Source organism: Isoalcanivorax indicus (assembly GCF_003259185.1).
Classification (GTDB): domain Bacteria; phylum Pseudomonadota; class Gammaproteobacteria; order Pseudomonadales; family Alcanivoracaceae; genus Isoalcanivorax; species Isoalcanivorax indicus.
Window position 1 is genome coordinate 922117 of sequence record NZ_QGMP01000001.1, and the last position, 20533, is coordinate 942649.

Here is a 20533-nt window from a genome sequence, read left to right on the forward strand (position 1 = left end):
AGGCGCCAGCCGAGGTGTCAGCTGGCGCATTTCTGGCGTGGTATCGCGTCAGAAGCTCCAGCGCACCCCGAGGCGGATCTCGTCCGTGTCCAGGTCATCGTCATCGGCTTCCAGACGTTCAAAACGGAAATCCAGCGCCACGGCGAGGTGCGGGGTGGCGTGGTACAGACCGCGCAGGGCATAGCGTAACCCGTCAATATCCAGTTTATTGCCACCACCAAAATCAAAGCTGCCGTAATCCACGTACCCGATGGAAGGGTTGATCTCCAGTTGGGGTAATGGCAACCAGCGCAGCCCGGCGGTAATGCCGAAGCCACCAGAGGTTTTGAACTCAGCGAGGATGAATTCTTCATAGGTCAGGGTGCCATAGGCGTCCAGACGGCTACCGTTATTCTGCATCAGCGGCAGATAGCCGCCGCCGCCGAAGGAGAAGGCGCCAAGGGTGGGGTCCGTCCCCCCTGAGACGTCGACCTCGGCGCTGGTGGCGCGGGCAGTGACAAAGAACTGCGGTGCGACCTCTGCCATGGCTTCCAGGCTGAAGCCGCGGTAATCAAGGTCGTCCGAGCCGCCACTGATCTCACCGTCAACGAGATAGTCCAGCTGGACAAAGTCATAGCGGAGATCCGCATGGGCGGTGCCGATATGCAGCAGGCCGGCGGTGGCCAGGGCCAGGGTGATGGGGCGCCATGTGTGGGCGTGGGCAAGCTTTGTCATGGTGAAATCCTTGTCAGAATGGGCGTCGTAACCTCCTTGTTATTGAAAGCGTTGAGGCGGCCACGCGACAGGCCAGATTCCGGCCATTTCTGGTACTAGAGTTTCTGTTCTTGCTGCCACAGGATGTGGCTCAGGCGGGTCAGCGCCTGGGCCAGATGGCGACGATAGCTGCGTTCGGACATCGACAGTGCCTCGGCGGCCAGTTGCTGGTTGGCGGCGGGGTGCAGATAGGTGCGCTGGAGAATCTTTTCGTGATGGCCGTTGCCGCCTTCCCGCGTGAGTTGTGTGCAGGTCTGTGCCAGCAGATTGCGCAAGGCTTCTGCCCGGCATGCCGGGTCGCAGCTCTGCTCGGCCGCGTGCGTGACCAGGCGGCTGCCCAGCAGGGGATTGCTGCGCAGCTTGTCCGGGGCATGATAGGCGCGCAACGCCTGCCTGACCGCTTCCTGAAATCCGTTCTGATCCAGCAGCGGCGGCGTATCCAGCTGGGCGGGTAGTGCGCGCAACCGTTCGTGCAGGCTGTGTATCCAGACCAGCGGCGGGATGGCCAGGCAATCATGCACGTACAGCTGGCGCTGGTGGCCGGCAATGTCCAGGCGCCCACCGGGCAGGGGTTGATGCCGCCCCTGTTCGGAAATTTTTTCCCAGGCGGGGTGCGCCGGTTGCAGGTGGAACATGTAGGCCAGGTTGCGGGTCGTCAGGGTGCGGAACAACAGGTAGGCACAGATGCGCGTCTGTACGGGGGAGATGGCCTGATATTCCTGTGCCGACATCCAGAAGCGGGTCAACAGCGCCGCATGGTGTGGCGGCAGCTCCGGTTGCGCCGCGAGAAAGTCCAGCACCGGCTGCAACACCGGATCAGTGCGCGCCGCGTCGGGATCGACGCGCGTCACATCCAGGCTGAACAGAAAGCCCACCAGTGACAGATTGCGATCGCGCACGGCCACCAGCCCCTCGGGCTGCTGGGCATGCCAGTGCTCCAGATGCTGGCGTGCCTCAATGCCTTCATGGCGCTCCACCATGGCGCAGATCAGTGGCCAGTCCGCCTCGGTGGCGCGGTCGCAGTAGCACACCTGTTCCTGATCCAGGCGATAGGCCTGGCTGACCAGAAAGGTATCTCGCTGGATATAGAACAGATCCAGCGCGCACTGTTCGTGGTCGGTGAGCAGACCGCTGGCAATCTGGCGAATGGTTTCACCGTAGGCGCGGGCAATCAGGGTCTCGTAACGTTGCGGATTGCGTTGCCGCAGATCGCTGATGATCGCATTGCGCACCAGATCGTGGGGCATCAGCCCACGCTCGCCCTGGCGAATAAACGATTGCCGTCGGAGCCAGTCGAACAGGGCGGGCGCGTCTTCGCGCTCGGTCATGGCGGCCAGCATGGGTTCGTTGAGCGCACGCACCAGCGCGGTGGCCTGTATCGCCAGACGCTGTGCGGGCACATCGATGTCGCGCAGCAGCCGTGAAATCAGTTGGGCTTGCAGGGGCTCCCGGGCGTCGTCCGTGAGTTGCAGATGCGGGTCCCGCAGCAGCAGATCGGCGGTCAGCGCCAGTGCCAGGGGATTACCATGGGCCAGTTCGCGGGCACGATCATGCAGTGCCACGGGCAGCTGCCGCCGCAGCAGAAAATGCCGGCTTTCTTCGTCGTCAAAATCCGGCAGCGCTTCCGTGCGCATCAATTGTGCCCAGCCACAGTCGGCACACCATTCCGGCGAAGGCGGGTTGCGGCTGGCGATGACGGTACGGACATGGGTGGGCAAGGACGGCAGAAACTGATCACGCAACCAGCCTTCCAGCATGGCAATGCGCTCGAAGGTATCCAGTAGCAACACCGTTGGCTTGTCTTCATCGCCAGTGTCGAGGGGGCGCCGCAATGCCCGGTCCAGGTCGTCGGGTGTGCCGGGCAGGTTCTGCGCGTCGAAATAGCAGGCCTGCACGCCCTGTTGCTGTGCCTGGCGCTGGTATTCGGCCAGCAGCTGGCTTTTGCCCGTGCCGCCGGGCGCATAGATATACAACACGCGCAGTGCGCTGTCAGGCGCGATCAGCGTGTTGAAATGGTGCAGTTGTTTTTCGCGGCCCACAAACATGTGGGCGCGGGCGAGCTCCAGCTCTTCCCTGATCGTGCGTGGCACCATGGTCCTTGATCCCGTTCACCCTGAGGTACGTGGATATTCTTGCATGAATGCAGGTGGCCTGAGCAGTACCAGCGCACGTTGCCGAGCCTGCTACCGGCCATCCGCTGCGGCGGGATTTCACGGCGGTGGCACGCACTATCTGTTCCTATGGTGTGGTTTCCATTGAGTCCATCAATGGAATGCTCAGACGTCACCGCATCAGGAGCCGACAATGTTGGGATTTCTTCGTACTGATCCGAAAAAGAAGCTGCAGAAAGCCTATGAGGCAAAACTCCAGCAGGCGATGACGTTGCAGCGCAACGGCGACATTCGCGGTTATTCCCTGATGACCGAGGAAGCAGAGGCGATCTATGCCCGACTGAAAGCGCTGGAACAGACCGACTGAGCTGCGTCGTCTTGCCTTGCCTGGTGCGGCACCTTTCTAAACGGTAGTGATATGCATTATCATTATCGGAAGTGCCCATTCCGGGCCCGTTTGTGTGGAGGCACGATGAACAAGGTATGGGGTATGCGTGTGGTCGGTCTGGTGCTGTTGGTAGCCAGCCCGGCAGTGTTGGCAGACAGAGCCGATCACTTTGAAGGCAAGCCAGCGGATACGCTGGCGGACGCGGTGGCCAACATGTCCGAGTACAACAAGCAGCTGGCGGCGATTCTGGCGCAGGGTGCGCTCAGCCCGCAGGACATGCACAACGTACATCAGCTGACATACACGCTGGAAAATGCGTTGGCGAAAATACGCGCTGAAGTGGTCGAGTTGGCTGATGTGCTCGAGGCGGTGCATGTGGCCTCGGAGACGGCGGACACCGACGCCGTATTGGAGTCTGGTGCTGTCTATCTGGATACTGCCCGGATTCTTGTGCCCTGACAGGGGGCCATTCTTTGTTGGCGTGGTGGTTGTGGCCCTCGCCCCCCGAGGGCCGTCACGCTAAGCCTGGTTAACTATTCAAAGCCGGTCGCAATCACATCCTGGTAGTTGCGAATACGTTGCACGTAATGCACGGGCTCGTAGCCCCGGGCGTAGCCGTAGCGAGTTTGCGGGTAGTAGCGCGGGTCGGCTTTCAGCGGCAGGACTTCGCGCATGTCTTCCCAGGAATCCGGGTTCTTGCCCAGGTTGCGGGCCAGCTGGCGGGCGTCCAGCAGGTGGCCGCGACCGATGTTGTAGCTGGCCAGGGCCAGGTAGGTGCGATCGGGTTCCGGGATGGTGTCGGGCAGGCGCGCGTGCAGGTCTGCAAGGTAGCGGGCGCCGCCGTCGATGGCCTGGGGTGGGTCAAGGCGGTCAACGCCGAGGGATTCTGCGGTGCGTTGGGTCAGCATCATCAGCCCGCGTACGCCGGTGGCGGAGCGGGCTTCCGGGTCCCAGTGTGATTCCTGGTAGGCCAGGGCGGCGAGCAGTTCGGCGGGCATGCCGGTGTTGGCTTCGGCGCGGGTGAAGTAGCGGCGGAAGTCAGGCAGCCGGTCACTCAAGCGGCGATTCAGGGCGCGCAGGTCAACGAAATCGAAATCGCTGATGTAGGCGTAATAACGACTCTCCATGGCGCCGATGGCCGCATTGCCGGCACCGCTGTTCATCCAGCCCTTGGCGGTGGCAGCCAGCGCCTCGTTACCCTGAGGCAGATACCAGCCCAGATTCTGGCCGTCCGACAGATCGGCAATGATCTCCAGTGCGGGCCAGTAGCGCCGACTGACCTGGACAATATTGGAATCGGCGACGGTGCAGTCGATGCGACCGTTGGCCACATGGGAGAGCAGGATTTCCGTGCTGTGGCGGCTGCTCTCCGTGAAGGTGATGGTGCTGTCTGCCTCGCGCAGGGTGTTCAGTGTTTCCGCGTAGCTGGAGCCGGCGGTGACATGGGTGTTGAGTCTTGGCAGGTCGGCGGCGCTGCGGGGAATGGGGCGCAGCTCGCGGTTACAGACCAGCTGCTGGGTGATTTCCGTATGGGCCGGGCCTTTGGCAAAACGCTGGTCGCGGCCGGGTCGATGGGTCAGGCCGGCGGCGGCCAGGTGAACCGTGCCTTGCTCCAGGGCCTGGAGCACGTCGGCGGTGGAATCCAGCATCAGCCACTCCACGTCCCAGTCGTGATCGCGGGCAAAGGCCGAGACCAGATCATACTCGGGGCCGATAGCCCGTTCGTGGCGATCCAGGTAGTAAGTGGTGGAGCCATTGCGCGTGGCGACCTTGAGGATGCCGTCTTCCTCCAGCGATGACAGTGTTGCCGCTTCCCGGGGGGCATCGCCGCAGGCGACCATCAGCAAGGCTGCCGCAGGCAGTGCGGCTGTTTTCAGAAAGTCTTTCATTTTTTTCGCCCGATCAGTGTGTCTGAAAAAGCCTACAGGCTTTTCTGCAAAAATTGAAATTTCCCTATGAATAACAATAAGTAACCGTTATTTGACGTGTTCTTGACGGCGCAGCGGGGCGTGCTGGTGCGGCACGCACTTTGGCGCCGCCTTCACACCCGCGCTTCGGCCCTCGTTGCAGACTGATATTCAGGGTCAGTTGTAACCATCCTGTCATTCGTGCATCACTGTGCGACCGGGTGATGGATAATGGCGGTATCTGGTGGTCATGAAGAGGAGCGATCCGGCAATGCGGGACGAGACACAAGCGCACGTCAGTGTGCGTGAGTATTACGGTCAGACACTGACCTCCAGCGGCGATCTGCAAACCAATGCTTGCTGTGATCAGCTGCCGCCCGAGTGGCTCAAGCCACTGCTGGCGCAGTTGCATGACGAGGTGGTCACGCGCTATTACGGTTGCGGTCTGGTGGCGCCGCAGCTGCTACAGGGCATGCGTATCCTGGACCTGGGGTGTGGCAGCGGGCGCGATGTCTATGTGCTGTCGGCGCTGGTGGGCGAGCAGGGCGAAGTGGTCGGGGTGGACATGACGGCCGAGCAGCTGGCGGTGGCCGAGCGTCACCGGGACTATCATCGCCAGCAGTTTGGTCATGCCAGCAGCAATGTGTCGTTTCGGCAGGGCTATATCGAACAGCTTGATGCGCTGGGTTTGCCGGATGACTACTTCGATATCGTGGTGTCCAATTGTGTGATCAATCTGAGCCCTGACAAGGAGCGGGTGCTGCGGGAGGTACATCGAGTACTCAAGCCCGGCGGTGAAATGTATTTTTCCGACGTTTACGCTGATCGGCGCATCCCCGAGGTGTTGATGCAGGATCCGGTGCTTTATGGTGAGTGCCTGTCCGGCGCGCTGTACTGGAACGATTTTCTCCATCTTGCCCGGACGGCAGGCTTCGGTGATCCGCGCCGGGTGGAAGACCGTCCGATCACCATCGAGAATCCGGCCATTGCCGACCGGTTGGCGCCGGCGCGTTTTTATTCCGCGACGTACCGGCTGTTCAAGCTCGACGGCCTGGAGCCCGCCTGTGAAGACTATGGCCAGGCGGTCATCTACAAAGGCACGGTGCCGCACGCGCCGCAGGTGTTTCGCCTGGATGGCCATCATCTGATCGAGCGGGGCAAAGTGTTCCCGGTGTGCGGCAATACCTGGCGCATGCTGCACGATACGCGGTTCGCGCCGCACTTCGACTTTATTGGCCACTTCGACACCCACTACGGCATATTCGAAGGGTGTGGTGTCAGTGTGCCGTTTGGTCAGGATCAGGGCGAGGCAGGTGCCGCGCCCTGTTGTTGAAATCAGGTTGAAATCTGTACGGGTTCCGGAGACAGCATGCAGTTGATCAAGACACAGGACTGGTACCGCACGGCGCAGGATGAGCCGCGGGGGTATATTGAATCCAGCGCCCTGCGTGAGGTGTGGTTCCATACCGGAACGGCCTGCAATCTGGCCTGCCCCTTTTGCCTGGAGGGCTCGAAACCGGGCGATGATCGGCTGGGCCTGATGACCCTGGCGGATGTTCGCCCGCTGATTGATGAAGCCTGCGAGCTGGGTGTCGAGCAGTTTTCCTTTACCGGCGGCGAACCGTTCGTGGCACGGCAGTTTCCTGACATCCTGGCGTACGCCGCTGCTCGTCGCCCTTGTCTGGTGCTCACCAATGGCACCCGGCCGCTGTTGCAGCGGCTGGCGCAGATTGAGCCGTTGGCGACGGCGGCGCACCCCGTGGCTTTCCGCATCAGCATCGATTACCCGGACCTGGCGCGGCATGAGGCCGGGCGCGGTGCGGGGACGTTTGATGAGTCGTTTCGCGCCCTGAAGGCCTTGCATGATCTGGGCTTTCAGGTGTCGCTGGCACGCCAGTGGGCGCCGGATGAAAACACCGCCGAGGTCGAGGGAGCGTATCGGGCATGGTTCAGGCAGTATGGTCTGCCGGAGACGCTGCATCTGGTGTCGTTCCCCGATTTCGCTCCGCCGGGTGCGGCGCGTGAGACGCCGGAAATCACGGAGCACTGCATGACCACCTATCAGAATGCCGAGAGTCGCGCGCGCTTCATGTGTGCCTTCAGCCGCATGGTGGTCAAGGATAAAGGGCGCATGCGGGTCTATGCCTGCACGCTGGTGGACGATGACTCGCGCTATGATCTGGGCAGCACGCTGCGCGAGAGCCTGGGGCAGCGCATCATGATGCGTCACCACCGTTGTTTCAGTTGTTTCAGTCTGGGTTCCTCTTGCAGTGAGTTGGGTGCATGAATACGCGCAAGTTTGTGGTGCTGGCGTTGATGGCAAGTGCCGTCGCCGCTTTTTTTGTGTTTGATCTGGGGCAGTACCTGACACTGGAATACCTGCGCGGCAGCCTCGAGCGCTTCCAGGCGCTGTATGCGGAACATCGTTTGCTGACGCTGGCGGGTTTTTTCCTGGTCTATGTGGCGGTAACAGGACTGTCGCTGCCCGGGGCCGCCATCATGACTCTGGCCGCCGGCGCTTTCTTCGGATTGGCGGTGGGCGTGGTGCTGGTCTCGTTTGCCTCGACGCTGGGCGCCACCATTGCTTTTCTGGTGTCCCGTGTGTTGCTCAAGGATACAGTGCAGGGGCGATTCGGTGAGCGTCTCAAGGCCATCAACGAGGGGGTGCGCAAGGACGGTGCCTTCTATCTTTTCACCCTGCGCCTGGTACCGATCTTTCCCTTCTTCGTGATCAATCTGGCCATGGGCCTGACGCCGATCCGCACCTGGACCTTCTTCTGGGTCAGCCAGCTCGGCATGCTCGCCGGCACGGTGGTGTACGTCAACGCGGGTACCCAGCTTGCGCTGATCGAATCGCCCGGGGATCTGTTGTCACCGCCGTTGATCGGTGCCTTCGTGTTGCTGGGGCTGTTCCCCTGGCTGGCGCGTGCCGTGCTGGGTCGGGTGCAGGCGCTGCGTGTCTACCGGGGCTGGAAAAAGCCGAAGCGGTTTGACGCCAATATCGCTGTGATTGGTGCGGGGTCTGCCGGGCTGGTGACCGCCTACATCGCGGCGGCGGTCAAGGCGAAGGCGATCCTGGTCGAACGGGATCGCATGGGCGGGGATTGCCTGAATACCGGGTGCGTGCCGTCGAAAACACTGATCAAGAGTGCACGCGTGCGTCACCTGCAGGGGCTGGCGCCTGATTTTGGTATTGCCGGTGTGCCCGGTGACGTGGATTTTCCTGCCGTCATGGCCCGCGTCCAGTCGGTGATTGGCAAGATTGAACCGCACGACTCTGTCGAGCGTTATACGGAGCTGGGCGTGGACTGCCGCCAGGGGCAGGCGCGGCTGGTGTCACCCTGGGAAATCGAGATCAGCAATGAACAGGGCAGTGAACGTATCAGCGCGCGGCATATCGTGATTGCGTCCGGTGGCGAGCCGTGGGTGCCGCCCATTCCCGGCCTGATGGAGATGTCGTTCCTGACCTCTGACAGCCTTTGGTCGCTTCAGGTCTTGCCGCCGAGGCTGCTGGTGCTGGGTGGCGGGCCCATCGGCTGTGAGCTGGCTCAGAGTTTTGCCCGTCTTGGCTCCCGGGTAACGGTGGTGGAAATGGCCCCTCGGCTGTTGCCTCGGGAAGATGAAGAGGCTTCCGCGCTGGTGGCGGCGTCACTGGCGGCCGATGGGGTTACCGTGCTGACCGGCTTCCGTGCCAGCCGTTTCGAGCGTATCGATGGCCAGCAGTGGTTGCTGGCAGCGGGCGCCGACGGGGAGCAGCGGGTGGCCTTTGATCAGGTGCTGGTGGCACTGGGGCGCCGCGCGCGCACCGAAGGTCTGGGGCTGGAGGAACTGGGTATCGAGCGCACGGACAGTGGCACCCTGGCGGTGGACGATTACCTGCGCACGCGGGTGCCGAATATTCTGGCCTGTGGCGATGTGGTGGGGCCTTACCAGTTTACCCATGTGGCCTCGCACCAGGCCTGGTACGCCGCCGTGAACGCGCTGTTTGGTCGCCTGAAGCGATTCCGGGTCGATTACCGTGTGATTCCCTGGTGTACTTTTACCTCGCCGGAAGTGGCGCGCGTGGGCCTGAGCGAGGCCGAGGCCCGGGAGCGGGGTGTGGCCTTCGAGGTGACCCGCTACGGCATTGATGATCTGGATCGTGCCATCGCTGACGGCACCGATTATGGCTTCGTCAAGGTGCTGACGCCGCCGGGCAGCGATCGCATTCTGGGTGTGACCATTGTTGGCGAGCACGCCGGTGATCTGATTGCCGAGTATGTCCTGGCCATGAAACACGGCCTGGGCCTGAACAAGATCCTGGGCACCATTCATATCTACCCGACGCTGGCCGAGGCCAACAAGTTTGCGGCGGGCGCCTGGAAAAAGGCGCACGCGCCGCAGCGCGTGCTGGCATGGCTGGGCCGCTATCACCGCTGGATGCGCGGGTGAGCGGGGAGGTCGTGGTGTTCAGGCGCGCAGGCGTGTACTGACACCACGGCTGGTCATGACCGCGAGCACTTCCAGCAACGAGAGAAAGCCCCTGTCATGCTGCCGGGGTGCCTTGCCCTGACCCATGCGCGCCAGTTGGCGTGCATACCAGCTGACTTCCATCAGGGCCATTTTGTCGATGGCCTTGATGCCCACCTTGATTGGCCGTACCTGGCTGACCACGTCTTCACCATCGAAAATGCGTTGCGGCAGATCGGGTTCAATGGCCAGGGGTCTGGCCAGACCGACAAGGTCCGTGGCGCCTGAGGCCAGGGCAGCCTGCATCCCCGAGGCACTGCGGAAACCGCCGGTGACCATCAGCGGCGTGCTGACGCGCTCGCGCACTTTTTCCGCAAAGGTGAGGAAGTAGGCTTCGCGCTCCAGCGTGCTCTGTTTGACACTGGCGCCGGTGGCCATGGCCGGGCTTTCGTAGTTGCCACCGGAAATCTCCACCAGGTCGATGCCCAGATCGGCCAGGGTTTCAATCACGGCCAGGGACTCTTCTTCGGTAAAGCCGCCGCGCTGGAAATCCGCCGAGTTGAGCTTGATGCCGATGCTGAAGTCGGGCGCCGTGGCGGCGCGCATGGCCTTGTAGATTTCAACCACAAACCGCATGCGATTCTCTGCGTTGCCACCCCACTGATCGTCGCGCTGGTTGTGATGCGGCGACAGGAACTGGCTGACCAGATAGCCGTGCGCGCCGTGAATCTGCACGCCATCAAAGCCAGCCTCACGGGCCAGCGCGGCGCTGCGTGCAAAGCGGGCGATGATGTCGCGGATTTCGTGGTCGGTCAGGGCGCGCGGTGTGGCGAACATCCGGTTCAGCGGCGCACGGAAGGGAATGGCGCTGGGCGATACCGTATTCGGATTGATCATCTTCGGGCTCTGCTTGCCCGGATGATTCAGCTGCATCCAGTGCTGATTGCCGCGCACCTTGCCGGCAGCGGCCCATTCGCGCAGCAGCGCCATGTCACGATCGTCTTCCAGTGCCACATTGCCGGGCTCGCCGATCTGCTGCCGGTCCACCATGACGTTGCCGGTAATCAGCAGCCCGGTGCCGCCCTCGGCCCAGGTGCGGTACAGGCGGGCCAGAGCCCGTGTCGGACGGCGGTCGTGGGTGCCCAGGGCTTCGCTCATGGCGGATTTGGCAAAGCGGTTGGGAATGACACTGCCGTTGGGTAACGTCAGGGGTTGATCCAGTGCGGGGCGTACAGGTTCGGACATGAGGGAACTCGTCGGGCTGCCGTAGTGAGCGCCACCATAGCAGCCCGCCCGTGACGAACAAGCGCCGTTCGGGCCAAAGGTCTCAGCCCGGACCGATCAACGCAGTATCAGCAGCAGAATGATGACCACCAGCAGCACGGTGGTGGCGCCGGCGCCTGCCGGTAACTCGTCCATCTGTTCGGACAACAGGGCAAGTTCCTGCTCAGACAGCCGCTCGATGCGCTCGGCCGCTTGCTCCGGGTTCACGCCACGGGCGACCAGTGCATCGCGCATGGCGTCCCGCTCCAGTGCTGTGAGCAGCTGGGCGCGGTGATCCGCCACGCGTGCCTCCGCCAATGCGGTATCGGTGCCCAGCATGCCTGCGTCCAGTTCAGCGCGGGCGAAGGCCGAGGTGCTGGCCAGCAGGGCGGCAATCAGGCCCAGGTGCAAGGCGCGGCGGCCAGGCATGTGTCGGATCATGGTGTCCTCCATCCCATCACGGTGCGGGTAGTGTCCTCCAGCCTAGAAGGTTGTCATGGGGGCGGGAACCACTAACAGATTGTTTTTACGCAATTTTGCGGCGAGTGTTGCGCGAAGGCCGGAATTGGGGTTCACTTGTTTAAGATATGAATACGGATTCAGGTTATGGCCTATCGAGAGACAGCCAGGGTCAGGGAGCGCAAGGCGGCGCAACGCGAGCGCCTGCTGGCCGCCGCAGAGCAACTGGTCCGCGAGGGCGGCTTTGCCGGTCTGACCATTCAGGCGCTGGCGGAGCGTGCCGGTGTGGGGGTGGGCACGGTGTACCGCTACTTTCGCGCCAAGGAGGTGCTGGCGGCGGAGGTCTTCCGTCTGGCCACCGAGCGGGAAGTGGCGGCGGTGCGCAAGGCGCTGGCCGGTGATGCCCCGGTGGCGGTGCGTCTGCCCCGTGCCAGCCGCGTCTTCTGCCTGCGGGCATTGCGGGCGCCGCGCCTTGCCTGGGCCTTGATTGCCGAGCCTGTGGACCCGGCGGTGGACGAAGCGCGGCTGATCTACCGTGACACCTACAGTGACGTTTTCGCCGGGCTGATTGATGCCGGGGTGGTGAGCGGCGAACTGCCTCCCCAGCCGGCCCGGCTGGTGGCGGCTGCCCTGGTGGGCGCCATGGCAGAAGCCCTGATCGGCCCGTTGGCCGCCGACAGCGGCGATCACGCCACCATCGATGCCATTACCGACTTCTGCCTGCGTGCCGTCGGCGCCACGGCAGCGGACAAGACAACCTGGTCCCGCGCCCCCGATGGTGTGGCCTGAGAGGAGAGATGACATGAACCGACCGATCGACGCCATCAATACCGGACCCCTCAATGCCGAGACGCTGGCCTCCACCCATGAGGTGTTCAATCAGGCCCCCGCACTGGAAGATTACAACGCCTACGAGACCGACACGGCGCTGCGCGAGGGCGTGCGGCGTCATGGTGCGGCCTGGGCCGAACCCATGCTGCTGGCCCATGGCGCGCGCACCGGCAGTGCCGAGGTGATTCGCTGGGGTTTCGAGGCCAATGAATTCAAACCGCAGTTCCACCCGCATGACCGTCAGGGCTACCGGGTGGACGAGGTGCGTTACCACGAGTCCTACCACAAGCTGATGGCGCTGGGGCTGGAAGCGGGCCTGCATTCCCGCGCCTGGGCCGAGCCGAAGCCCGGGGCCCATGTGGCGCGCGCAGCCATGGGCTACCTGCAGGCTCAGGCCGAAGCCGGTCATGGTTGCCCGCTGACCATGACCTTTGCGTCGGTGCCGTCGCTGCGCCTGACCCCGTCCCTTGCCAGGGAATGGCTGCCCAAGGTGCTGGCCAACGCCTATGACCCGCGCAATGTGCCACACACCGAAAAGCAGGCGCTGACCATCGGCATGGGCATGACCGAAAAACAGGGCGGTTCCGATGTACGCGCCAACACCACCCGCGCCACCCCGGTGGGTGCCAGCGGTTCTGGCGAAGCCTACGAACTGATCGGCCACAAGTGGTTTACCTCGGCGCCGATGTGTGACGCCTTCCTGATGCTGGCCCAGTCAGCGGGTGGCCTGAGCTGCTTCCTGGTGCCACGCTGGCGCCCGGATGGCAGCAAGAATCCGATTCAGGTGCAGCGCCTGAAAAACAAGGTCGGCAACGTCGCCAATGCGTCATCGGAAATCGAGATGCGTGGCGCGCTGGGCTGGATGGTCGGTGAAGAAGGCCGTGGTGTGCCAGCGATTATCGAGATGGTCGCCATGACCCGCTTCGATTGCATGATGGGCTCCTCGGCGGGCCAGCGTCAGGCGGTGGCCCAGGCCATCAACCACGCCGCCGGGCGAGTGGCGTTCGGCAAGACGCTGATCGATCAGCCACTGATGCGCAACGTGCTGGCTGATCTGCAACTGGAAGTCGAAGGCTCACTGGCCATCACCCTGCGGATGGCGGAAGCGCTCGACAAGAGCCTCGCCGATGCTGGCAATGAACATGAAAAACTGCTGCTGCGTCTGGGCCTGCCCGCAGGCAAGTACTGGATCTGCAAGCGCACCCCCTTCCACGCCTATGAAGCCATGGAGTGCCTGGGCGGCAACGGCGTGACGGAAGACTTCATCATGGCGCGGCTATACCGCGAAGCGCCGATCAATGCCATCTGGGAAGGCTCGGGCAACGTCCAGGCGCTGGACATGCTGCGTGCCCTGGGCAAGACCCCGGCGGTGCTGGAGGTCTGGTTTGCTGAACTGGCCCGAAGCGCCGGCGCCGACGCCGTCCTGGACCGCGCAGTGGCGAACCTCAAGGGTGAGTTCAGCGACTTGTCCAATGCCGAGTACCGCGCCCGCCACGTGGTCGATCAACTGGCGCTGACCCTGCAGGCGAGCCTGCTGGTGCAAGCGGGCAACACGGCGGTAGCCGAAGCCTTCATTGCGTCACGTCTTGGCGAGCACGGCGATCGTAACTACGGCACCCTGCCGCAGGGGCTGGATGTCGATACGATCATTGCCCGCGGGCGGGCACGCTGAATAACCGTTTGCTGCTGGTAGAGTCCCGGGCACATTGGTAAGGTTCATGTCCTTACGAGCCAGGGGAGTCGACCAGGGTGAGCAGCTTTCAGCCGGGTATTTTTGACAAGCGTTTTCGCGAGCAGGTATTTCTGGAATACGGGCTGGCGCGCGGCACCTCCGAGCGCGCCGTGCGTGAAGCGTTGCGGGCCGTTCTGGCCCTGAACAACGAAGAGCACACCGTCATTACCGTGGCCTTCGGGCCGCATCTGTGGTCCATGCTGGATGGCCATTTCGATTTCCCGCCTTTCTCCCTGGAAGGGCAGGTGGCCGCGACCCAGGGCGACCTGCTGGTCTGGGTACAATCGCCGGATCGCAGCCATGCCTTCGACGGCGCCCTGGCCGTGCATCGCGCCCTGGGTGACCGCTTCAGCACGCAACTGGAAGTGAACGCCTTCGTCTACCACGACCTGCGCGACCTGACCGGCTTTGTTGACGGCATTGGCAATCCGCAGGGCGACAAGGCGAAACAGGCCGCACTGATTGGTGAAGGCCACCCGGGTGTGGGCGGGAGTTTTGTGCTGACCCAGAAATGGGTGCATGACCTGGACGCCTTCGAAGCCCTGTCCGTGGCAGAACAGGAGCGCGTGATCGGTCGCACCAAGGCCGACGCGGTGGAATTTTCCGACGACGAGATGCCGGTGGATGCCCACGTCGGCCGCACCGACGTGGACCGTGACGGCGTACCACAGAAAATCTGGCGCCGCAGCGTGCCCTATGGCACCACCACCGAGCACGGCAGCTACTTTGTGGCGTTCAGCTGCGAGCTGGATCGCTTCGATTATCTGCTGCGGCGCATGTACGGTATGGTGGATGACGGCGTGCGGGATCGTCTGACGACCTTCTCCACACCCTTGATGAGTTCGTGGTGGTATGCCCCCACCCGCGACTTTCTCCAGGCGATTTAGCTGAAGGCGCGATAAACCATGGCATCCCTCAAGGATCAGTTGCTCAAGGCCGGTCTGGCGGACAAGAAACAGGCGCGTCGGGCCGAACATGAAAAACGCCAGGCGCAGCAGCGCAAGGCGAAAGGCCAGGCCGTGGACGATCAGGTCGATGTGCGCGCCGCGCGCGAAGCCCAGGCGGAACGCTCCCGGGCCTTGAACGCCGAACGCGAGGCCCAGACCAGGGCGCGCGCCCTGGCGGCAGAAGTAGCGCAGATTATTGCGACCAACAAGTTGCCCCGTGAAGGCGGCGAAGCCCCCTATCAGTTTGCCGACCAGCGCAAGGTGCAGAAAATCTACGTGCCCCAGGCCATGATCGAACCGCTGGCCCGAGGCCAGTTGGGCGTGGTGCGCCAGGACGATCGCTACGAAGTCGTGCCACGGGAAACGGCCTTGCGTCTGCGCGAGCGCTCACCGGAAGTCGTCGTGGCTCTGCACGAGAAAACGGCATCGTCCGCAGACGGCGACGATGATCCTTATGCCGATTTCCCGATCCCCGACGACCTGATGTGGTAAGACTCAGCTGCTGATGACACGTCCGCGATAGACGCGGGTATGACGCTTGTCAGTGACCACGGGCGGCGGTTCCTCCCGGGGCAGCGGCGGCAGGCCGTCTTCCTCGTCGGCATCCTCTCGCATCACTTGTCCCCGATAGCGTTTCAACTGTGGTGTCGGGGGCGGCGTGACCAGCAAGGCATCCGGTCCTTCAAAATCGATCAGGGCCAGACGCAGTTCGGCATAGACCCGTTGCAAGGATTGGGAACGGGTGCGCCCGGCATGTTCGGCCAGACGTTCGCGCAGGTCGGTGTCGGTGAGGTGCAGCTTTACTCCGAACTCGGACTGGATCAGCCGGCGGCACTGGTTTACCAGGCGCAGCAGGCGATACTGCATCAGCCAGTTGGTGTCTTTGGCGGTCTCCATGGTCTTACCCCGTCTGCGTGGGAGCCCATACTACACAGGCTCCTGTGAACAGGCAGAGGCAGAAACCGTGCCAGTTTCACATTTTTCCCGGGAAAACGCCGTAGTGGCCCCTCGTGCGAAAATCTCATGGGTGAAGGTGTTGGCCCATGCGGCGTTATTGCGCAATTTTGGTGCGCTCTAATGATGCCGCTGCACCAACATGGGAGCGGGCTGCGGTCACCCTCCAGCAGAGAGGCGTTGAGGCGGGGTGCGCCCTTCCGGGACCGCTCAAGCCGTCCCTGGGCGCTCTTTCTTTGGCCATCCCTGGCCAAAGATGTCCCTCCAGGGCGCACCCCGCCTCAACGCCGGTGGATGATTCAGAGTCAGGCGGCTATCGGATTTTCTGGAGGAACAAAACCGTCAGTTGGCTGAACGTTTTTAGCCAGGCTGTGCGTGACGGCCCTCGGGGGGTGGGTAAGGGTTTTCTGGACCTTCGAGAGGCATGGATGCCGAACGAGAGCCTACATGGATGTACTTGCGGCGTGTCCAGAAAACCCTTACCCACCCCCCGAGGGCCATAACCACCTCACCAGACAGAATGAAAAAAAACGCCGACGCTCCCACGTCGACGTTCTTCATGTTGCGATGGTGTTATTACTGGTCTTCTTCCTCAGCAACCAGCTCCGGGTAGTGCACCGGGGCCTGGCGCGGTTTCGCCGTTTCCTGGAAGGCGTAGGCGATACGGATCAGCGTGGCTTCGTCGAATTCGCGGGCCAGCATTTCCATGCCCACCGGCAGTGCCGGATCAACACCATGGTCCGCACCGGCCATGCCAGCTGGCAGGGTGAGTGTCGGAAAGCCCGAGAAGGGTGAAAGACGGTTGGCGCTGCCCGCACTCGGGTTGCCGCCCAGGCTGCCCGCCAGGTTCTGCAAGGTTGGATAGAGCAGCACATCGTAGGGTTCGCCCGCAGGACGACCGGCATTGTCGATGTTGTCCAGCGTCTGCATCAGACGTGGGCGTACATAGGCCGGGCGCTCGACCGTGTTGCGAAGGTAGGTCGCGTTCTCTGACAGATCCTCGCCGATGTTGTTGCGGTTGCGAATCGTGTTGGTGTTGTTGCTCAGGTAGCCGCCGCTGTCCTGGAATGCCTGGTAAGTGCGCAGGTGGCCATCCATATCGCTGGTCCAGGATTGCAGATACTCCTGCAGATCGCGGGCGAACTCCAGGCCGGACAGGCTGGCATAGCGACTGAGGATGGTGCTCTGATCCGGAATCACCACGTCTTCCACGACCGCGCCTGCTTCACGCATCTTGTCGAGCGCCTCGTTCAGGACGGCCTGCATGATGCCGTTGTCGCCATTGCCGTTGCCGAACAGACTGCGCACCACGCCGATGCGTGCGCCCTTCAGGCCGTCCTTGTCAAGGAAAGCGGTGTAGGTGGCGGGGATGCCGGTCACGGCCTGATATTCGCCGCCGGTGCTGATCAGTGGCGCGTCGATATCAAAGCGGCTGCGCTGGTTGGAGTAGGCGCCCGGATCAAAGCCGACCATGGCGTCCATGGCCAGCGCGCAGTCTTCCACGGTACGGCACATGGGACCGGCGGTATCCTGGAAGGTAGCCAGTGGCATGACACCGTCCAGGCTCAGCAGGCGCAGGCTGGGGCGGATGCCGACCAGGCCGCCGAGGGACGAGGGGACGCGGATCGAGCCGCCGGTGTCGGTGCCCAGACCGAACACCGCCAGGCTGGCGCCGATGGCGGCACCCGTGCCAGAGGACGAGCCCCCGGCGCCTTTGCTGTGATCGTAGGCGTTTTTCACCAGACCGCGTACTGAGCTGCGACCGACGAAGCCGAAAGCCAGCTCATCCTGGTTGGCCTTGCCGATGACGATGGCGCCCGCATTGCGCAGGCCGTTGATGATGTAGGCATCGCTGGTGGGCTGGTTGAACTCGAAAGCGGTCGCGCCGCCGGTGGTGGGCATTTCTGCAGTGTTGATGTTGTCTTTCGGCAGTATCGGAATGCAGGACAGGGGCTTGTCGATACCGGTGACCGGGAAGTTGAGATCGAATTCGATGGCCTGGTTGATGGCGTCGGGGTTGATGGCGACCACGGAGGTCAGTTCCGGGCCTTCGATGCTGAAGTCATAGGCTTCAATACGGTCGATATACCCCTGCACGATGTCTTCGCAGGTTTTCTCTCCGGACAGGATGGCGGCGTGAACGCTGGCCACTGTGGCTTCAGAAAACGAGAAGGGTTGAGGGGTGGGTTCGGAGGGTGAGGAACTGCTGGATGATGAGCCCCCACATCCGGTCAGCGCCGTGGCAAGCATGGCGGTGCTGACGATCAGCTTCATGTTGAACATAACTGCGGTCCTGATACGACGTCGTGCGGCGGTCAGCGCAAAAGTGCCGAGCACGACAGAGGTGGTTGCCTCCCTACGTTCGATGGATTGACCAGGGGCCTTCCCGGTCACGGGCAGGTGAAAGCAGGGGACGTGCCAGAGCTGGCATGTCGCCATCATGCGAAGGTATGTGTATGTTTTATAAGAATGTATACCTAGTGTTTATAGGGGATTGTCGGGAGTATCTGATGGGGAATGGCAGGATGATGGTGCAGGATCACAGTGCACGGAGTGCCAGAATGGTGCACTAAGTTATTGTTTTAAATGATATTTATTGATGGGTGTCCAATTAATAATGGACGTCCATGTTATGACTGGCTGGTCATTTTTGCTGTGCATCATCCCGAAAGCCCGGCGTATGCCGGGCTGTACCAGGACGATTTACTGGTCGGTTTTCCAGCCGGTGAACATCTTCTTCAGCAGGAAGGGAGTGAGCTTGAGGCTGCTGCCGAGCCACTCGCCGGCAGAGCGGGGGAACACGAAGCGCAGCGCGTTGAGCAGCCCCTGCCAGGTGGTCTCGTCAAACGGATACCACCAGAGATTGCGCTTGGCGGGGAGCAGATCCCAGTTGATGACTTTCGGTTGCGTCATTTCCAGCAGGCCTTCGGGGCCGTGGGTGCGGCCGATACCGGATTGCTTCCAGCCGCCCCAGGGCGTTTCCGACAGCCCGTGGGTATAGAGGTGGTCGTTGATGGTGGTGACGCCGGATTCCAGCCGTGAGGCAATGGCCCGACCGCGCCGGTTGTTGCGGGTCCAGACGGAAGAGGTGAGGGCCAGGTAGGAATCGTTGGCGCGGCGGATGGCTTCTTCCTCGTCGGCCACGCGAACGACCGCCAGCACCGGGCCGAAGGTTTCGTCACGCAGGGTGATCATGTCGTCGGTGACATCGGTCAGCAATGTGGCCGGGTGGAACAGGCCCCCCTCGGTGCCGCTGGACTGGGCGGCGATTTTCGCGCCCTTGCCCAGGGCGTCCTCCACATGGTGCTGCACCGTGCGCAACTGGCCGGCGGTGGTGAGGCAGCCGATGTCCACGTCAAAGCGCTGGTGGCCGGGTCCATGCCGGAGGGCGCGGGTCTTGCTGGCCAGCAGGCGGACGAAGTCGTCGTACACGCTGGCGACGACATAAATGCGTTCGACCCCGCCACAGGATTGCCCGGCATTCTGGTAACCCGCCCAGGCGGCGCCGTTGGTGGCACGTTCCAGGTCGGCATCCTCCAGCACGATCATCGGATCATTGCCGCCCAGCTCCAGGGAGACGGGGGTCAGGGTTTCCGCCGCCTGGGCCATCAGCACCTTGCCGGCATTTACCGAGCCGGTGAAGAACAGCTTGTTGATGCCATGCTCGAAAAAGCCGGTGGCCACCTTGCTGCCCGAGCCGACGATATGCTGGAACAGCCCGGGCGGCAGATCGCCAGCGGCGACGATATCCTCGATCACCTTGCCCACGGCGGGGGTGGCAGCAGCCACTTTCAGCAATACGGCGTTGCCCGCCATCAGGGCCATGACGATTTCCCCGAACGGGATCGACAGGGGGTAGTTCCACGGGCTGATGATGCCCACCACGCCCAGCGGCACATGCTCCATGCGGCTGCGCTTGTTGAAGAACAGGATGCTGCCGCTGGGGCGGCTGCGCGGCTTGAGTACCTTGCCAGCATTGCCAGCGTACCACTTGCACGCCAGGGCGCAGGGCAGCACTTCGGTAGCCAGTGCATCGACACGGGTCTTGCCGTTGCTCTGGCTGACCACGCCGGCAATGTGCTCGGCGTTATCCACGATATAGCGGCGCATCAGGGTGATGTGACGGGCGCGTTCGGCGAATGACCGGGCGGCCCACTGCGCCTGGGCCTGGCGGGCGCGGACCATGAGGTCCGGCAGGGTGGAGAGATCGGTTTCCGAGAGCTGGAAAAAGGCGTCGCCGGTGGCCGGATTGACATCCTCCACCTGCGGCAAGCCGGGCGCGGCGATGTTCATGCGCGGTTCCTCGTTATTGTGTCGGGCGTGTTGTCTGGCACGGTTTCAGTGCATGGGTGTGAACAGGAGTGATGTGAACACAAGTAGGTCTATTCGTCGACCCACTGCCAGCGCAGCGGCTCACCGAAATCGTCGTACAGCAGCTTGCGGCGTGGCTGGCGGCGCTGCAGTCGCACCCGGTTCTTGCGGCGTTGCTGCTGCTTGCGCGCATCGATGGTGGCCATGACCCGCGTCAGCGGTGTGCGGTCGACCTCCGGCTTGCGCGGGCTGCCCGGTGTGAAACCGGCACGGCGTGCCGGGCGCTGCCAGTCACCGCCGGTGGGCGCGCCGGAAACCCCCGGCGGCACCGTCTCGATGCGCCCCCCCTTGGCCAGGTAGGCGTCGATCTTGCGCTGCAGGGCTTCACGTTGCTGGGCTTTGAACGACAAATCCTTGCTCATGACAGA

The 20533-nt window shown here is 62.9% G+C and carries 18 protein-coding genes; 9 read left to right on the top strand and 9 right to left on the bottom strand.

Features of this window, described 5'->3' with window-relative positions:
• Nucleotides 1-48: 48 nt before the first annotated feature.
• The gene (locus DKW65_RS04295; RefSeq protein WP_111656103.1) at nucleotides 49-714 is read right to left on the bottom strand and encodes a hypothetical protein; all 666 of its coding nucleotides are present in this window, start codon (nucleotides 712-714) and stop codon (nucleotides 49-51) included.
• Between the two features lie 95 nt (nucleotides 715-809).
• The gene (locus tag DKW65_RS04300) at nucleotides 810-2846 is read right to left on the bottom strand and encodes a hypothetical protein (RefSeq protein ID WP_111656104.1); all 2037 of its coding nucleotides are present in this window, start codon (nucleotides 2844-2846) and stop codon (nucleotides 810-812) included.
• 211 nt (nucleotides 2847-3057) lie between these two features.
• On the opposite strand from DKW65_RS04300, the gene DKW65_RS04305 reads away from it, so the two are divergent.
• A complete protein-coding gene (locus DKW65_RS04305) occupies nucleotides 3058-3231 on the top strand; it encodes a DUF6435 family protein (protein WP_111656105.1) in 174 nt (57 codons plus the stop codon).
• A 105-nt stretch (nucleotides 3232-3336) separates the two neighbouring features.
• On the top strand, nucleotides 3337-3711 hold the full coding sequence (locus DKW65_RS04310; RefSeq protein ID WP_211315738.1) for a DUF6746 family protein: 375 nt from the start codon (nucleotides 3337-3339) through the stop codon (nucleotides 3709-3711).
• 74 nt (nucleotides 3712-3785) lie between these two features.
• On the opposite strand, the gene mltF is transcribed toward DKW65_RS04310, so the two are convergent.
• Nucleotides 3786-5141, bottom strand: coding sequence for a membrane-bound lytic murein transglycosylase MltF (mltF, locus tag DKW65_RS04315; RefSeq protein ID WP_111656106.1), 1356 nt, complete (start codon nucleotides 5139-5141; stop codon nucleotides 3786-3788).
• 289 nt (nucleotides 5142-5430) lie between these two features.
• Between mltF and DKW65_RS04320 the strand changes: the two genes are divergently transcribed.
• Genes DKW65_RS04320 through DKW65_RS04330 form a run of 3 tightly spaced genes read left to right on the top strand, consistent with a single transcriptional unit; the run spans nucleotide 5431 to nucleotide 9590 of the window.
• On the top strand, nucleotides 5431-6492 hold the full coding sequence (locus DKW65_RS04320) for a methyltransferase domain-containing protein (protein WP_111656107.1): 1062 nt from the start codon (nucleotides 5431-5433) through the stop codon (nucleotides 6490-6492).
• 36 nt (nucleotides 6493-6528) lie between these two features.
• Nucleotides 6529-7446 carry a radical SAM protein gene (locus DKW65_RS04325; RefSeq protein WP_111656108.1) on the top strand — a complete coding sequence of 306 codons (918 nt, stop codon included), beginning with the start codon at nucleotides 6529-6531 and terminating at the stop codon, nucleotides 7444-7446.
• The gene (locus DKW65_RS04330) at nucleotides 7443-9590 is read left to right on the top strand and encodes an FAD-dependent oxidoreductase (protein ID WP_111656109.1); all 2148 of its coding nucleotides are present in this window, start codon (nucleotides 7443-7445) and stop codon (nucleotides 9588-9590) included. Before DKW65_RS04325 ends, DKW65_RS04330 begins: the two co-directional genes overlap by 4 nt.
• 18 nt (nucleotides 9591-9608) lie before the next feature.
• On the opposite strand, the gene DKW65_RS04335 is transcribed toward DKW65_RS04330, so the two are convergent.
• The gene (locus DKW65_RS04335) at nucleotides 9609-10853 is read right to left on the bottom strand and encodes an NADH:flavin oxidoreductase/NADH oxidase family protein (protein ID WP_111656110.1); all 1245 of its coding nucleotides are present in this window, start codon (nucleotides 10851-10853) and stop codon (nucleotides 9609-9611) included.
• A gap of 96 nt (nucleotides 10854-10949) precedes the next feature.
• On the bottom strand, nucleotides 10950-11312 hold the full coding sequence (locus DKW65_RS04340; protein ID WP_162925696.1) for a PA2779 family protein: 363 nt from the start codon (nucleotides 11310-11312) through the stop codon (nucleotides 10950-10952).
• A gap of 165 nt (nucleotides 11313-11477) precedes the next feature.
• Between DKW65_RS04340 and DKW65_RS04345 the strand changes: the two genes are divergently transcribed.
• The 4 genes from DKW65_RS04345 (at nucleotide 11478) to DKW65_RS04360 (ending at nucleotide 15332) form a co-directional block, all read left to right on the top strand.
• On the top strand, nucleotides 11478-12119 hold the full coding sequence (locus DKW65_RS04345; RefSeq protein WP_111656112.1) for a TetR/AcrR family transcriptional regulator: 642 nt from the start codon (nucleotides 11478-11480) through the stop codon (nucleotides 12117-12119).
• Between the two features lie 13 nt (nucleotides 12120-12132).
• On the top strand, nucleotides 12133-13833 hold the full coding sequence (locus DKW65_RS04350; protein ID WP_111656113.1) for an acyl-CoA dehydrogenase family protein: 1701 nt from the start codon (nucleotides 12133-12135) through the stop codon (nucleotides 13831-13833).
• 77 nt (nucleotides 13834-13910) lie between these two features.
• Nucleotides 13911-14780: a Dyp-type peroxidase gene (locus tag DKW65_RS04355; protein ID WP_111656114.1), complete on the top strand. Its 870-nt coding sequence runs from the start codon at nucleotides 13911-13913 to the stop codon at nucleotides 14778-14780.
• An 18-nt stretch (nucleotides 14781-14798) separates the two neighbouring features.
• Nucleotides 14799-15332, top strand: a complete 534-nt coding sequence (locus DKW65_RS04360; protein WP_111656115.1) for a DUF2058 domain-containing protein — start codon at nucleotides 14799-14801, stop codon at nucleotides 15330-15332.
• A gap of 3 nt (nucleotides 15333-15335) precedes the next feature.
• On the opposite strand, the gene DKW65_RS04365 is transcribed toward DKW65_RS04360, so the two are convergent.
• The 4 genes from DKW65_RS04365 to DKW65_RS04380 form a co-directional block, all read right to left on the bottom strand.
• Complete coding sequence (locus DKW65_RS04365) at nucleotides 15336-15737, bottom strand: hypothetical protein (RefSeq protein WP_111656116.1); 402 nt, start codon at nucleotides 15735-15737, stop codon at nucleotides 15336-15338.
• Nucleotides 15738-16370: 633 nt separating this feature from the next.
• Complete coding sequence (locus tag DKW65_RS04370) at nucleotides 16371-18077, bottom strand: amidase (RefSeq protein ID WP_111656117.1); 1707 nt, start codon at nucleotides 18075-18077, stop codon at nucleotides 16371-16373.
• Nucleotides 18078-18497: 420 nt separating this feature from the next.
• Nucleotides 18498-20087: an aldehyde dehydrogenase family protein gene (locus DKW65_RS04375; protein ID WP_111656118.1), complete on the bottom strand. Its 1590-nt coding sequence runs from the start codon at nucleotides 20085-20087 to the stop codon at nucleotides 18498-18500.
• A gap of 89 nt (nucleotides 20088-20176) precedes the next feature.
• Nucleotides 20177-20527 carry a hypothetical protein gene (locus DKW65_RS04380; RefSeq protein ID WP_111656119.1) on the bottom strand — a complete coding sequence of 117 codons (351 nt, stop codon included), beginning with the start codon at nucleotides 20525-20527 and terminating at the stop codon, nucleotides 20177-20179.
• Nucleotides 20528-20533 lie beyond the last annotated feature (6 nt).